The 13,274-nt window shown below is 71.5% G+C and carries 13 protein-coding genes; 9 read left to right on the plus strand and 4 right to left on the minus strand.

Annotated features, from left to right (window positions below; all coding sequences use genetic code 11):
- The first annotated feature begins 94 nt into the window (after positions 1–94).
- From C503_RS0115255 to C503_RS0115270, 4 genes are all read left to right on the plus strand, one after another.
- On the plus strand, positions 95–790 hold the full coding sequence (locus C503_RS0115255; RefSeq protein WP_018683084.1) for a copper homeostasis protein CutC: 696 nt from the start codon (positions 95–97) through the stop codon (positions 788–790).
- Positions 791–801: 11 nt separating this feature from the next.
- Positions 802–1,206 (plus strand): OsmC family protein, encoded by a 405-nt coding sequence (locus tag C503_RS0115260; protein ID WP_018683085.1) that lies wholly within the window; start codon positions 802–804, stop codon positions 1,204–1,206.
- 27 nt (positions 1,207–1,233) lie between these two features.
- Positions 1,234–1,788: an NUDIX domain-containing protein gene (locus C503_RS0115265; RefSeq protein ID WP_018683086.1), complete on the plus strand. Its 555-nt coding sequence runs from the start codon at positions 1,234–1,236 to the stop codon at positions 1,786–1,788.
- Between the two features lie 118 nt (positions 1,789–1,906).
- On the plus strand, positions 1,907–2,875 hold the full coding sequence (locus C503_RS0115270) for a CobW family GTP-binding protein (RefSeq protein ID WP_018683087.1): 969 nt from the start codon (positions 1,907–1,909) through the stop codon (positions 2,873–2,875).
- Here the strand turns inward: C503_RS0115270 and C503_RS43320 are convergent.
- From C503_RS43320 to C503_RS0115285, 3 genes are all read right to left on the minus strand, one after another.
- Entirely contained in the window at positions 2,856–3,509 is a 654-nt protein-coding gene (locus tag C503_RS43320) for a S26 family signal peptidase (RefSeq protein ID WP_018683088.1), read from the minus strand. The two genes, C503_RS0115270 and C503_RS43320, sit on opposite strands and share 20 nt — an antisense overlap.
- 4 nt (positions 3,510–3,513) lie before the next feature.
- Positions 3,514–4,182: a signal peptidase I gene (gene lepB / locus C503_RS43325; protein WP_018683089.1), complete on the minus strand. Its 669-nt coding sequence runs from the start codon at positions 4,180–4,182 to the stop codon at positions 3,514–3,516.
- A 137-nt stretch (positions 4,183–4,319) separates the two neighbouring features.
- Positions 4,320–6,389, minus strand: a complete 2,070-nt coding sequence (locus C503_RS0115285; protein ID WP_018683090.1) for a glycosyl hydrolase family 18 protein — start codon at positions 6,387–6,389, stop codon at positions 4,320–4,322.
- Positions 6,390–6,737: 348 nt separating this feature from the next.
- Between C503_RS0115285 and C503_RS0115290 the strand changes: the two genes are divergently transcribed.
- A complete protein-coding gene (locus C503_RS0115290; RefSeq protein ID WP_018683091.1) occupies positions 6,738–7,151 on the plus strand; it encodes a VOC family protein in 414 nt (137 codons plus the stop codon).
- Complete coding sequence (locus tag C503_RS39480) at positions 7,148–7,585, plus strand: GyrI-like domain-containing protein (RefSeq protein WP_018683092.1); 438 nt, start codon at positions 7,148–7,150, stop codon at positions 7,583–7,585. The genes C503_RS0115290 and C503_RS39480 overlap by 4 nt, the downstream gene beginning before the upstream one ends.
- 116 nt (positions 7,586–7,701) lie before the next feature.
- Here C503_RS39480 and C503_RS0115300 read toward each other — a convergent pair whose 3' ends face one another.
- Positions 7,702–9,792, minus strand: coding sequence for a tetratricopeptide repeat protein (locus tag C503_RS0115300; RefSeq protein ID WP_156893239.1), 2,091 nt, complete (start codon positions 9,790–9,792; stop codon positions 7,702–7,704).
- 319 nt (positions 9,793–10,111) lie between these two features.
- Here C503_RS0115300 and C503_RS43330 point away from each other — a divergent pair, with 319 nt between their 5' ends.
- The 3 genes from C503_RS43330 (at position 10,112) to C503_RS0115315 (ending at position 13,079) form a co-directional block, all read left to right on the plus strand.
- Positions 10,112–11,632 (plus strand): hypothetical protein, encoded by a 1,521-nt coding sequence (locus C503_RS43330; RefSeq protein ID WP_156893240.1) that lies wholly within the window; start codon positions 10,112–10,114, stop codon positions 11,630–11,632.
- Between the two features lie 62 nt (positions 11,633–11,694).
- Positions 11,695–12,495: a metalloregulator ArsR/SmtB family transcription factor gene (locus C503_RS0115310; protein WP_018683095.1), complete on the plus strand. Its 801-nt coding sequence runs from the start codon at positions 11,695–11,697 to the stop codon at positions 12,493–12,495.
- Positions 12,492–13,079 carry a dihydrofolate reductase family protein gene (locus C503_RS0115315; RefSeq protein ID WP_018683096.1) on the plus strand — a complete coding sequence of 196 codons (588 nt, stop codon included), beginning with the start codon at positions 12,492–12,494 and terminating at the stop codon, positions 13,077–13,079. Before C503_RS0115310 ends, C503_RS0115315 begins: the two co-directional genes overlap by 4 nt.
- The last annotated feature ends 195 nt before the right edge of the window (positions 13,080–13,274 follow it).

The raw sequence follows: 13,274 nt of genomic DNA on the forward strand, positions 1-13,274 counted from the left end.
GAAGTCGTGGTCCGGGCGCGGCACACAACACCACGCCGTGGGATTTGTCGGCCCCGGGGATGGCATTCCCTGGCGCGATCCGGATGATGGTGGGGTGACCGTTTCCTCGCCCCAGCGCGGTTTGCTGGAGATCATCGCCCTGACCGTCGCCGACGCGGTCGCCGCCCAGCGCGGTGGCGCCGACCGGATCGAGGTCGCCGCCCAGATGGACCGGGATGGGCTGGTGCCCAGGCCCTCGGTGGTGGCCGAGATGCGGGCCGCCGTCGACATCCCGCTGCGGGTGATGCTGCGCACCTGCGACGGCTTCGCCGCCGACACCGACGAGCTGGTGCGACTGCGCGCGGCGGTGGCCGAGCTGCGCGCGGCGGGTGCCGAGGAGTTCGTGCTCGGCTTCCTCACCGACGACGGCCGGGTCGACCTGGCGGCGGTGGACGCCGTGGTGCAGGAGCTGGACGGCTGCCCGTGGACCTTCCACCGCGCCGTCGACCACGCCGTCGACACCGAGCGGGCCTGGGCCGACCTGCGCGGGCTGCCCGGCCTGGACACCGTGCTCACCGCCGGGTCGGCGCGCGGGCTGGAGGACGGGCTGCCCCGGCTGGCCGCCCGGGACGACTGGCGCGACGCCGGGGTGCGGCTGCTGGCGGGCGGCGGGCTGCGGCACGCGCACGTGGCCGGGCTGCGCTCGATCGGGGTCACCGCCATCCACGCGGGCGGGCTCGTCCGGGAGAATTGGGACAGCCCGGTCGAGGTCGAGCGGGTCCGCGAGCTGCGCGAGCTGCTGGACGCCTGAGGAGAACCCCGATGCCCACGGTCCGGACCGAGCGCACCGGCGAGCACGTCTACACCGCCACCAACGGCCGGGGCGCGGCCGTGCAGGTGGGTCGGGCCGGGCAACCGGGGGTGTTCAGCCCGGTGGAGCTGCTGCTGGCGGCGGCCGCGACCTGCGTGGGCATCACGGCCGAGGAGCTGGCGCTGCGCCGGACGGGCGCGGCGCCGACGGTCGCGGCCACCGACGTGCGGCCGCCCGGCGCGCACGAGCTGGACGGGATCCGGCTGGACGTCGGCTACGACATGTCCGCTCTGGACGAGGCGGGTCGCGCGGAGCTGCTCGCCGTGGTGGAGCGCGCGGTCACCGCGCTGTGCACGGTCACCCGCACGCTCAAAAGCCCCACGGCAGTGGAGATCGTCAACCACAGTGGAGAGTGACGGGGCGCGTGCGGTAGAGATCCGCGCATGACCAAGAACTCGCACTGTTCCCACTGCGGCGCCGCCTATCCCGTCGACCTTCCCTGGCCCAGGCAGTGCGGGAGCTGTGAGCAGACGTCCTACCTCAACCCGTTGCCGGTGGCGGTGTTGTTGTTGCCGGTGGACGACGGGTTGCTGGTGGTTCGCCGCGATATGGAACCGCGCCGGGGCGAGTTGGCGTTGCCGGGCGGCTTCATCGACATGGGCGAGTCCTGGCAGGCGGCGGCCGCGCGGGAGCTGCGCGAGGAGACCGGCGTGGTGGTGGACGCGGCCGAGGTGCGGCTGTTCGACGCACTCAGCGCCCCGGACGGCACGCTGCTGGTGTTCGGCCTGGCCCCGGGGGTCGCGCGGGACGCGCTGCCGCCATCGCGGCCGACCGCCGAGACCACCGGTTGGGAGCTGGTCGACGGCCCCGTCCCCCTGGCGTTTCCGCTGCACACCACGGTGGTGGCGACCTACTTCGAACGAGTACAGACCAAAGAGGACCGACCGGTCGCGGCGGCTCCCCCGAAGGTCGGAGCCCCGGCTCATCCTCGGGCGTGATGACCGGCGGCGACCGACTCACTACCGTTTCACCTAGGCCGGAACGGGGGCAGGCCGTCAAGGGTACTGGGGGTGTAGCCCCCGCCGGGCAGGTCCCGGCGGGGGCTACCCTCGCCCGGTGGACATCCCGGTTCTGGTGGTCGCGGGCTTCCTCGGGGCGGGCAAGACCACCCTGCTCAACCACCTGCTGCGCACCGCGAACACCCGGATCGGCGTGGTCGTCAACGACTTCGGCAAGGTCAACATCGACGCCCTGACGGTGGCCGCCCAGGTGGATGCCACGGTGTCGCTGGGCAACGGCTGCCTGTGCTGCGCGGTCGACCCGGCGGAGCTCGACGCCATGCTCGACCGGCTGGCCCGCCCGGACGGCCCGGTGGACGTGATCGTGGTGGAGGCGAGCGGGCTGGCCGAGCCGCCCGCGCTGGTCAAGCTGGTGCTGGCCAGCGCGAACCCGATGATCCGCTACGGCGGGCTGGTCGAGGTCGTGGACGCGGCCGAGTTCGCCGCGACCCGCGAGCGGCACCCGCAGGTGGAGCGGCACCTGCGCTGGGCGGACCTGGTGCTGCTGAACAAGGCCGACCGGGCCGGGCCGGGGGTGCTGGAGCTGGTGCGCGAGCTGGCCGGGGGCACGCCGGTGGTGCCGACCGAGTTCGGGCGGGTGGACCCGGCGCTGCTGTTCGACCCGGTGGACCGGCCGGACCCGGTGCAGCGGCAGCTGTCGTTCGACGACCTGGAGCCGCGCGACCATTCCGAGCACCTGCACGCGGGCTACGCGAGCGTGGCGTTCGGGTCGGACGAGCCGCTGCACCCGGTGCGGTTCGCCCGGTTCCTGACCGAGCTGCCGGACGGTGTCTACCGGATGAAGGGGTTCACCCGGTTCGTGGGCCACGACGAGCCGTTCCTGCTGCACACGGTCGGCCGCGCAGTGCGGCTGACTCCCGCGCCGGACGCGGCCCGCCGCACCGACCTGGTCCTGATCGGCGCCGAGCTGGACGAGACCGGGCTGACCGAACGGCTGGCCGCGACGGTGGCGCGGGAGCCGGTGGATCCGCTGGACCTGCTGTCGATCACCCGGTTCGTGCGCTGACCCGCCGGGACACCAGGGCCGTCGCGAGCGCGGCGACCAGCAGGACCCCGCCGACGGTGATCAGGAACCAGGGCAGCCGGGGGGCGCCGTGCGCCACGACGTCGAACTCCTCGGTGAACCCGGCGGCAGTGAACACGGTCGTGCGCGCGATGTCGCCCCGGTCGGTCCTGGTCGCGCGCCCCAGGATGTCACCGGACGGCACCAGCTTCGGGGCGTCCGAGCGGGTGTCGACGGCAACCAGCACGCTGCCGTCGGGCACGGTGACCTGGAACGGGGTCGCCGGGGACTCCTCGACGTCCGACAGGTAGTCCTCCGCGATCGACGTGGCGCCGATCCGCACCCGCCTGCCCTCGTCGCAGCACTCCACCGTGTCCCCGGCGATGCCGACGACGCGGCCCACCAGGGTCCCGTAGTCGACATCGGGCACGCCCACCACGATGACGTCCCCGCGCCGCAGCCGCCCGCCCGACTCGTAGCGGACGGACTGCTCGTCCCATACCGTCGGGTACATGGCCCCGCCCTGGGTGTAGGTGCTCCGGATGTCGGGGACCTGCAAGGCGAGGACGCCGAGACCGGCGGCGAACGCGCCCAGCAACGCCAATACGGCGATCAGCAACACACGGGCGGGTTTCACGGTCTCAGTCCACCGACGGTCTACGAGAACGACGGATGGCCGAGACCCCGAGCACGACCGCGATCACCACGAGCACACCGCCGACGCCGAACAGCACCAGCCGGGTCACGGACGCCTTGTCGGACAACGGTTCCCCGGGCAGACCGGCCGCCGTGAACGCGGTGACCGGCGTGATCGGGCGACCGTCCACTCGGACCACCACACCGGAGATCCACTCCTGCGGAACGGATCCCTCGAAAACGGAGTCGACGGAGTTGCCCCGCCAGTCCCCCATGACGAACAGCCGCCCCTCGGGGACCTTCTCGGAGAAGTTGTTGAGATGAGTGGAGTCGTGGAAGAGGTAGCTCTCGTCGATCGTCTTGCCGTCGACCTTGATGTGCACCCGGTCGGTGTCGGCCGCCACGGTGTCACCCGGGAGACCGACCACGCGCAGGATCTTGGTCGAGCGGACGTCCTCCGTCCAGTCCCGCGGATAGAACACGACCACGTCCCCGCGCGCGGGCGTGACACCGGTGCGATAGCCGAGTTCCGAGCCCTTGGTCAGGGTCGGCCGCATCGCGTCGGCGGGCACCACCGCCGTGTCGAGTCCGTCGAACGGGTCGACCCAGCCGACCGCCGCGGACGCCAGTCCCAATGCCAGTGCTAAGGCGGCCAGGAGCCACCGGACATTCACCACGCAATCCCCCAGTCGGATCATCGTGCGCGGAATGTAGCACCTTTGTGGACACATGCCGAGGGGGCGACCCGGCAGGATCGCCCCCTCGGCTTCCACGGTGAGCGGGCCCGATCGACCGGGACCGCCCGATTCCACTAGCTGATGGTGAAGTCGTCGGCGAAGACGGTGCCCTGGCCGTACCAGCCGTGCACGTAGATCGTCACCGCGCCGTTCGCGCCGGTGGTGAACGGGATCGACACCTGCTGCCAGTCGCTGCCCAGCGTCCAGGTGCTGGCGGTGGCCCCGCCGCGAACGCCGATGTAGGCGTAGTTGCCCTTGACCCAGGCCTTCAGCGTGTAGGCCTTGTTCGGCTGCAGCGTCACGTTCTGCGACGCCTCGCCGGTGCTGGAGCCCGAGGCGCCGACCGACAGCGCGTAGGTGCCCGCGTGCGCGCCCGAGTTGACCACGGTGGTGCCGTCGACGGCGGTCCACGGGGCCAGCGAGCCGGTCTCGAAGTCACCGTTGGTCACCGAGCCGCCGGGGGGCTGGGTGCCGTTGACGGTCACCGAGAAGGTCACCGACTTCTTGCCGGACGGGGCCGAGCCGCTGACGGTGAACTGGTAGGTGCCGGGGGTGGCGTTCGCGGCGGCGGTGACCGTCGCGGTGGAGGTGCCGCCCGCGGTGACCGAGGTCGGGTTGAGGCTGACGGAGACGCCGCTCTGCGGCTTGCCGACGCTCAGCGCGATGGTCTGCGCGTTGCCGTTGGTGACGGCGGTGTTGACCGTGGCGGTCGCGGTCTTGCCGGTGTCCACGGTGACCGTGGTCGGGTTGACGGCCAGCGAGTAGTCGTTGCCCGGCTGGGTGCCGTTGACCTTCACCGAGACGGTCGCGGTGTGGCTGCCGGAGGCGGCGGCACCGGTGACGGTGAAGGTGTAGGTGCCCGGGGTGGCGTTGGCGGCGGCGGTGAAGGTCGCGGTCGCGGTACCACCGGCGGTGACGCTACCGGGGTTGACGGTGGCGGTGACCCCGCCCTGGGCCGCGCCTGCGGTCAGCGTGACGGTCTGGGCGTTGCCCGCGGTGACGGCGGTGGAGATGGTCGAGGTGGCGCTGGCGCCCGGGTTGATGGCGACCGAGTTCGGGTTCGCGGCCAGCGAGAAGTCGTCGGTCGGGTTCTGCGTGCCGCCGGTGAACTGCTGGAACTTCTTGCTGAAGAACCACTGGTCCTGCGCGATGCCGGAGCAGTCGTCGCGGGCGGCGCCGCCGGGGCAGCTGCCGTTGTCGCGCTGCAGCGCCCAGAACGACAGGGTGTTGATGCCCTTCTGGTTCGCCCAGGCGAGCACGGTGTCCGCGTCCGCGGTCTGGAAGGTCTCGGCCGGGCCGAAGTCGTCGACACCGATCATCTCGGTGACGCCGACCATGCCCCACAGCTGGGCCTGGGTCTTGCCGGGGTAGATCGAGGCGAGGAAGTTGACCAGGCCCTGGGCCGCGGTCTTGGTGTCCTCGGCCATCTTGTGCGTGCCCGCGTTGTCGTAGTAGTCGAACGTCATCAGGTTGACGACGTCGATCTCCGCGTTGTTCTGCACCGCGTTGCGCAGCATGGCCTTGCCACTGTCGGCCATGCTCGTGGTGGTGGTCGGCACGGTGTAGGAGAACTGGATCTGGCGGCCGTTGGCCTTGGCCCAGTCCTTGGTGAGCTTGATGGCCTTGTTGCGGCGGTCGACGCCCGCGGAGTTCTCGATGGAGTCGGCCTCGATGTCGAGGTCGATCCGGCTGATGTCGTAGGTGGTGATCAGCCGCTGGTACTCGGACGCGATCTTGTTGACGTCGGTGCAGCTGTCGGCCAGCTCGGTGTTCGTGGTGTCGGCGGTGTAGCCGCCGAAGGACGGGATGACGTCACCGCCCGCGGCGCGGATCTGCTGGATCTGGGCGGCGAAGGTCGAGCCGATCGGCATCGAGGTGTCGCCGTTCCACAGCGCGGTGCAGGAGCCCTGGTTGGCGGTCTGGATGAACGCCATCGTCAGGTACTTGGCACCGGAGGCGGCGGAGAGAGTGGCCGGGTTCTCGCCGGTCCAGGCCTCGAAGTAGGGCGCGAACACCTTCGCGGGCAGTGGCTTGGCCGCGACCTGGGCGGCCTCCGCCGAGCCGGTGGCCAGCGCGACGCCGGTCACCGTGGCGGCGGTCGCCGTCAGGGTGAGTAGGGACAACAGTTTTCTGGACAGCCGCATCGTGCGCTCCAGTGCAGGGAATGGGCCGCAACCGGGAGGACAACCGCGGTCGCGGTGGTGCTCCCCAAAATTGGACTAGACCAAAGCCGATGTCAAGACCGCTGCGGCGGGCGGTTCGCCAAGCCGACACGAAAAGGACGAAATTCGAAACAAACGGGCATTTCCGACCCGATTCGGGTGTGAATTGCCATTACCATTGCCATTTATCCGGCCTGTTCCACGGCGGTCGACAATCTCGACGACCACCACCGCCCGCCCCTCGCGGCCGCCCCCGCCGACCCGGTCGTGCCGTTGTCGCACCACGCCTGATCTGCGAGGATGCGGCCGTTCCCGAGCAGAGGAGAACCGATGTCCGCCCGGCTCAACCCCTACCTCAACTTCCCCGGCACGGCCCGCCAGGCCATGGAGTTCTACCAGGAGGTCTTCGGCGGCCACCTGGTACTGAACACCTTCGGCGAGCTCGGCGGCGCCGACGGTACCCCGCTCGCCGACAAGATCATGCACGGCCAGCTGGAGACCCCGTCCGGGTTCACCCTGATGGGCGCGGACCTGACCCCCGACATGCCGCACGACCGCGGCGTCAACTCGATGGTCGTCAGCCTCAGCGGCGACGACGACGCGCTGCGCGGGTACTGGGAGAAACTGTCCGCGGACGGCACCGTGACCACGCCGTTGGAAAAGCAGATGTGGGGTGACGAGTACGGCGCCTGCGTGGACAGGTTCGGCATTCCCTGGCTGGTGAACATCGGCGCGCCCCGGTGACCTACGCGGTCGCCGTGGCCGAGGCGCCCGCGCGACCGACGGCGGTGCTCACCGCGAGCACGACCTGGCCGGAGTACCCGGGCGTGTGGCCGCGGCTGCTGGACCGGGTGCACGCGGGCATTCGGTGGAGCGGGCCGGGGCGCAAGGGGCGCAACGTGATGCTCTACCTGGACGACACGCCGAACGTCGAGGTCGGCGTCGAACTGGACCAGCCGGTGGAGATCACCGCCGACCTGGTCCGTTCCATCCTACCGGCGGGCCGGGTGGCGTCGACCGTCCACCGCGGCCCCTACTCCGGTCTGGGCGCCGCGCACGAGGCCGTGCTGCGCTGGTGCGCCGAGCACGGAGAACGGCCGGTGGGCGTGCGCTGGGAGGTCTACGGGCACGGGGACGAGGAGTCACCCACGACCGAAGTGCACTACCTGCTGGGTTGAGACATCCGGGCGGCGCGCCATGGCACGCCGCCCGGATCGCCCGGAACGCCACACACACAACGGGTACCGACCGCCGTTCCGGAGCACACAGCGTAACGGCCCGGCGCGGTGTGTGATCAGCCGGCCAGCACCCGGGCCGCGCGGGGACTGCCCATGCGCTCGTAGGCGGCCACGGCGGCGTTCCGGTGGCGCTCGGCGGTGGCGTGGTCGCCCCGGGCCGCGGCGGTGTCGGCGAGGAGCAGGTGAATCTCGGCGAGCAGCGCGCTGTTGTCCAGCCGCCGCGCGATCGCCTCGGCCTCGGTCAGCACCCGGTCGGCCTCCTCGGGCCGCCCAGCCGCGGCGTGCACGGCGGCGGTGGCGAGCAGACACTTGGCCAGGACGCTGTCCGCGCCCGCAGCCTCCGCGAGCCCGGCCGCCTCGGTGAACGTGGCCAGCGCCTCGTCCGCGCGGCCCAGCCCGGCGAGCGCGCGGCCGACGAACAGGGTCTGCATGGCGGTGCCGCGGGCCCGGCCGAGCCGGATGTTGATGTCGCGGGCCTGCCGGAACCAGTGCAACGCGTCGGCGAAGTGGCCGGTGCGCAGCGCGAGATTGCCGGTGAAGTCGTAGGTCGAGGCACGCAGCCGGTCGTCGCCGCCGAGCGCGCGGGCCCGGTCCAGCTCGGCGGCGGCCTCGCCGTGGCGTTCCAGCTCCTGGTAGGCCTTGGCGAGCAGACAGCGACACCGGGCCTCGGCGGCGGCGTGCCCGTCGAGCGCGGCCGACTCGACGGCGAGCCTGCCGGTCTCCACCCAGGCGGCCAGGGGTCGGCGGGCGTCGTAGTAGGCGAAGGTGGCCTCGAACAGCTGCCAGACCAGTGTGTGCCAACCGCGCTCGGCACAGGCGCGCATGGCGGCGGCGATGTTCGTGTGCTCGCGGTCGAACCAGGCCAGGGCGGTGCGCGCGTTCATGGTCAAGGTGGTCTCGGACAGCAACCGCGCGGGATCCGCGATCCGCAGACGCTGGATACCGGTGGCGGCCACATCGGCGGCAGTGGCACCGAGCAACCACCACTCCACTGCCCGCCGCAACAACTGCTCGCGGTCGGCCTCTCCGGTCTCGCGAGCGGCGACGGTCAGCGCGTGCCCGCGAACCAGGCGGTGCATGGTGTAGCGGTCGCGGGTGTCCTCGGGCACTCGGCCGTCGTCGGTCTCCGGCGGCTGGATCTCCTCCACCAACGCGGCGGCGACGAGCTGGTCGAGGTGGACGCGCACGGCGTCGACCGAGGTCTCGACCATGGTGGCCAGCACCTCGACGCCGAACTCCCGGGTCACCAGCATGCCCAGCGCCCGGTAGACGCGCCGGATGGGCTCGGACAGGTCGGCGTAGACGGCGTCGAACACCTTGGTGACCCGGTCGAGCACCCGGTCGGCGTCCGCCCCGCGCAGCTCCCCGACCAGCCGCTCGATCGTCCACTGTGGACGAACCGCCAGCCGGGCACCGGCCGCGCGCACGGCGAGCGGGAGCAGTCCGCACAACCGGACCAGCTCGGCGGCCGCCTCCGGCTCGCGGTCCACCCGGCCGTCCGGGCACGCCCGGCGCAGCAGGTCGAGGGCGTCCGGGACGGTCAGCGGCTCCAGCACCAGCGGGACCGCGCCGTCGGCGTGCAGGTCCTCCAATGCGGTGTTGCTCGCGACCAGGACGAGACCGGCGGCCGAGTTGGGCAGCAGGGCCTCCACCTGGGCGGCGTCGGTGACGTCGTCGAGAACCGTGATGAGCCGCGACCGCGCCGTGAGCGACCGGTAGAGGTCGCGGCGGCGCGGGAAGTCGGTGGGCACCAACGACTCCGGGACCCCCAACGCGTTGAGCAGCCTGCCCAACGCCTCCGCGGGCGACTCGCCGTCGACGCCGAACGACGCGTGCAACGCCCCATCCGGGAACTGCGGCGACAACACCGCCGCCGCCTTGCGCACCAACGCCGTCTTCCCCACCCCCGGCATCCCGCGCACCGCCACCACGACCGGCCTGCCCGGCCCGACCTCGCCGGACACCGCCGAACGCAGCAGTTCGAGGTGCTCGACCCGGTCGACGAACGCGGACGGGCCGGGCGGCACCAGCGCCGGAACCGCGGGCGGCAGCGCGGGTTGCACGAACGTCACGGTCCCGATGTTCTGCGCCTGCACGACCTGGGCGGCCACCCCGGTCTGGACGTTGCGCACCCCGTCAGTACCCACTCACCGGCCCCCTGTGGCGATCCGAGAAGGTCACGGTACTGCACACGCCCTCCCGGCGCGGGCGGGTCGACCCGGCCGGTTGCTACCGTGCCGGGAACACCACCGCCCCGGGGGAGGCAGGCATGACCGCGGGCCCCGGCGGCGCGGCGCGACCATCCGACCACGGCGGACGACAGCATGGTAAGAATCGAGCCGGGAGCCGGGAGCCGGGAGCCGGGAGCCGGGAGCCGGGAGCCGGGAGCCGGGAGCCGGTCCGCGGCCGCCTTTCGCACGACCGAGCGGGTGGGACACGATCATTCCGTCGCACACGGTCCTGGTCGTGGTGCGCACTCCCGCCACGCTGCGCCGATTATGGGATGTCGTGGGGGTGTTGCTGGCCGATCCCAGGGTCGATGTCCGGTTCACCGTGGACACCGCCCAGGGCGGCTCCGCGTTCTCCCATGGCCTACCCGACCACCTGATCGACGCAGGCGCGCGGTTCATCCCCTGGGTCGACGTGCTCGCCCGGCGGTTCGACCTGGCCCTGGCCGCCAGTGACAAAACCGACCTGGACCGGCTCCAGGCACCCGTCGTCCTCATGCCGCACGGCGCAGGCTACCACCGGCGCGCGGCGGACGACCCGACCCGGATCTCCGGTCTGCGCGAGTCGGCCCTGGTCACCGACGGCCGCGTCGTCCCGCACACGATCGTCGTGGCGCACCACCACCAGGCGGACACGCTCAAGGCGATCGACCCGCGCCTGGCCGACCACACGGTGGTGGCCGCCGATCCCTGCCTCGACCGGATCGTCGCAGGCGAGGTGCACCGCTACCACCACCGACGATCATTCGACGCCGACGACCGGCGCATGGTGCTGCTGTGCTCGACCTGGGGCGTGAACTCCTTGTTCGGCACGGACTTGCGGCTGGCGGAGAGGCTGGTGACCACGCTTCCCGCCGACCACCACCGGGTCGTGATGACCCTGCACCCCAATATCTGGCGGCGTCACGGCTCGCTGCGGATCAGCGCGTGGCTACGGCGGGCGGTCGACGCGGGTCTGGTCCTCCTCCCCCAGGACGAGGACTGGCGTCCCGCGCTCATCGCCGCCGATGTAGTGGTCTCCGATCACGGTTCGCTGACCTGTTATGCCGCCGCCGCGCGGCGCCCGGTGCTGATCGCGGCCGACGGCGGGCCGGAGGTGGTGCCGGGTTCGCCGCTCGCCCGGCTGCTGTCGGCTCTCCCCCGCCTGGACGTCGACCGGATCGCCGAGCCGCCGGAGCCGGTCGCATCCCCGCTCGTCGACGCCATCTTCACCAGGCAGTCGACGCCCACGATCACCGAAGTGTTCTACCGGATCATGGGCTTGTCCCTTCCCGCAACGGTTCTCACCACCGAGCCGGTCCCTTTAGGACGATTCGCCGTCCCCTCCCCCACTCACTACCGCAGCACGGTGACCCACGCCCGGATCGAGAACAGTCACGCCCACCTCACTCTCGAACGCACCACCGCCCGTCACGACGCCCCAGGTTCTCTGTCCACTGCGGACACAACCCTCGACATCGCCGCTCTGGAGACCGCCTCCGCCATCTGGTCCGAAGCCTCCTTTCCCGATCAGGCCAAAGCCGTGGCGCACGCCCGCTCGATCCTCACCGCCTTCCCCGGCACCCGGATCACCACCGCCTCGGCCGATGTCGTCGTCGCCGTCCTGCGGACCGGTCTCGTGATCACCGCGCACAGCACGACCACGCTCTCGGCGACCACGGCGGCCCTGCACTGGTGGTCGACCCTCCCGCCCGCCGACCGCCCGGACCGCGTGACCGTCGACGCCGGGGCCGAGAGTGGCGCGATCATCCTGCTGTGAGCCGAACCACATCCAAATGTATTCCTTGACTTGAATATTCTCTGGGTTGAATACTTCTCGGCATGGAGCACATCACCTCGGCGCTGGGCGACGGAGCACGGTGGCGCATCGTCGAGTTGCTGGTGGAGCGGCCGCGGGCGGTGGGCGAGTTGGCGGAGCTGACCGGGTTGCGGCAGCCACAGACCACCAAGCACCTGCAGACGTTGGCGCGGGCCGGGTTGGTCACGGTGTTCCCGCTCGGGCAGCGCCGGGTCTACGCCATCGAGCCCGCGCCGTTGCGGGAGTTGGCGCGGCGGCTGGACGAGTTGGTCGAGGCCGCCGACGCGCACCAGGGTGAGCGGGATGTCATCGCTCGCTACCGGGCCGCCATCGAGGTGGAGACCGCGGCCGCGGATCAGGAGCGGTGGGCGGACGGGCGCGCGTTCGCGTTCGAGCGGACGCTGGCCGCGCCGCGCGAAGTCGTGTGGCGGCACTGGGTCGACGCGGATCTGCTGGCGTCATGGTGGGCGCCGCCGTCCATGGCGGTCGTCGACCGGGCGTTCGAACCCGGGCCGGGCGGGCGTGTCGTCCTCGAATACCGGGATGGGGACGGGCAGCGGTATCGGTCCGAGGGACGGGTCCGGGACGTGGCCGAACCGGAGCGGCTCGCCTTCGACCTCTCGGTGCTGGACGCGGCGGGCGCCGTCGCCTTCACCGGCCACTACGACCTGGGCCTCACCACCGTTTCCGAGGGGACGCGACTGCGGCTCGACCTGACCATCACCGACACCACAGTGGAATCCGCCCCGTTCATCGCCGGGATCGAGACCGGCTGGGGGCAGGTTCTCGACAACCTCACCGACATCATCAAGGAGAAGTCATGACCCGCACGGTGACCGCCAACCTCGCCATCACCCTCGACGGCCGCTACCACGGCCCCGCGGGCCCCGGCGACCTGGGCGCGATCGTCCCCTACGCCATCACCGACCTGGGCCGCGACCACCTCGGCCGCATCCACGAGAACGCGACGACGGCACTGTTCGGGCGGCGCAACGCCGAGGGCTTCCTGGGCTTCTGGCCGTCGATCGCGACCAACGAGGAAGCCGACCCGCGCGACCGCGCCTACGCGAAGTGGCTCGCCGACGTGGAGAAGGTCGTCCTGTCGACCACGCTGACCGAGTCCCCCTGGGACCGCGCCCGGGTGGTGAACGCCCCGGCCGCGGACGTCGTGACCGAGCTGAAGGCGAGCGGCAGTGGGGAGATCCTGGTCAACAGCAGCGTGAGCGTGATCAAGGCACTGCTCGCCGCCAACCTCCTGGACCGCCTTTACCTGCTGGTCACCCCCGAGATCACCGGCGGCGGCACCCGCCTGTTCGACGACGGCCTGCCCGCCACCCGGTGGACGGTCGCCCGGCACGACACCGGCGCCCTCGGCGAGACGGCCGTGATCTACGACCGGGTGCGCTGAACGAGGCGTAGTGGCCTCATGCTTCAGCATACGAACCAAACGATCTTGGTCGAAGGGCCTGAAATCACGATCCGCCCGGTAAGCACCCGACGTGTTACGGCGGGTGGTTCACGATGAGCGGCGAAGCAGCCATTACAGGGCTGACGGCGTCGCAAGCCGACGGGCTGGCCTGCGTGGTGTGCGGAGCGGACTACC

The organism is Actinokineospora enzanensis DSM 44649, from assembly GCF_000374445.1.
Classification (GTDB): domain Bacteria; phylum Actinomycetota; class Actinomycetes; order Mycobacteriales; family Pseudonocardiaceae; genus Actinokineospora; species Actinokineospora enzanensis.

Bases quoted from the DNA above. Each gene is read 5' to 3' on its own strand.
- C503_RS0115260 (WP_018683085.1), top strand. From the start codon at position 802: ATGCCCACGGTCCGGACCGAGCGCACCGGCGAGCACGTCTACACCGCC.
- C503_RS0115265 (WP_018683086.1), top strand. From the start codon at position 1,234: ATGACCAAGAACTCGCACTGTTCCCACTGCGGCGCCGCCTATCCCGTC.
- C503_RS0115285 (WP_018683090.1), bottom strand. From the start codon at position 6,389: ATGCGGCTGTCCAGAAAACTGTTGTCCCTACTCACCCTGACGGCGACC.
- C503_RS0115290 (WP_018683091.1), top strand. From the start codon at position 6,738: ATGTCCGCCCGGCTCAACCCCTACCTCAACTTCCCCGGCACGGCCCGC.
- C503_RS0115310 (WP_018683095.1), top strand. From the start codon at position 11,695: ATGGAGCACATCACCTCGGCGCTGGGCGACGGAGCACGGTGGCGCATC.
- C503_RS0115315 (WP_018683096.1), top strand. From the start codon at position 12,492: ATGACCCGCACGGTGACCGCCAACCTCGCCATCACCCTCGACGGCCGC.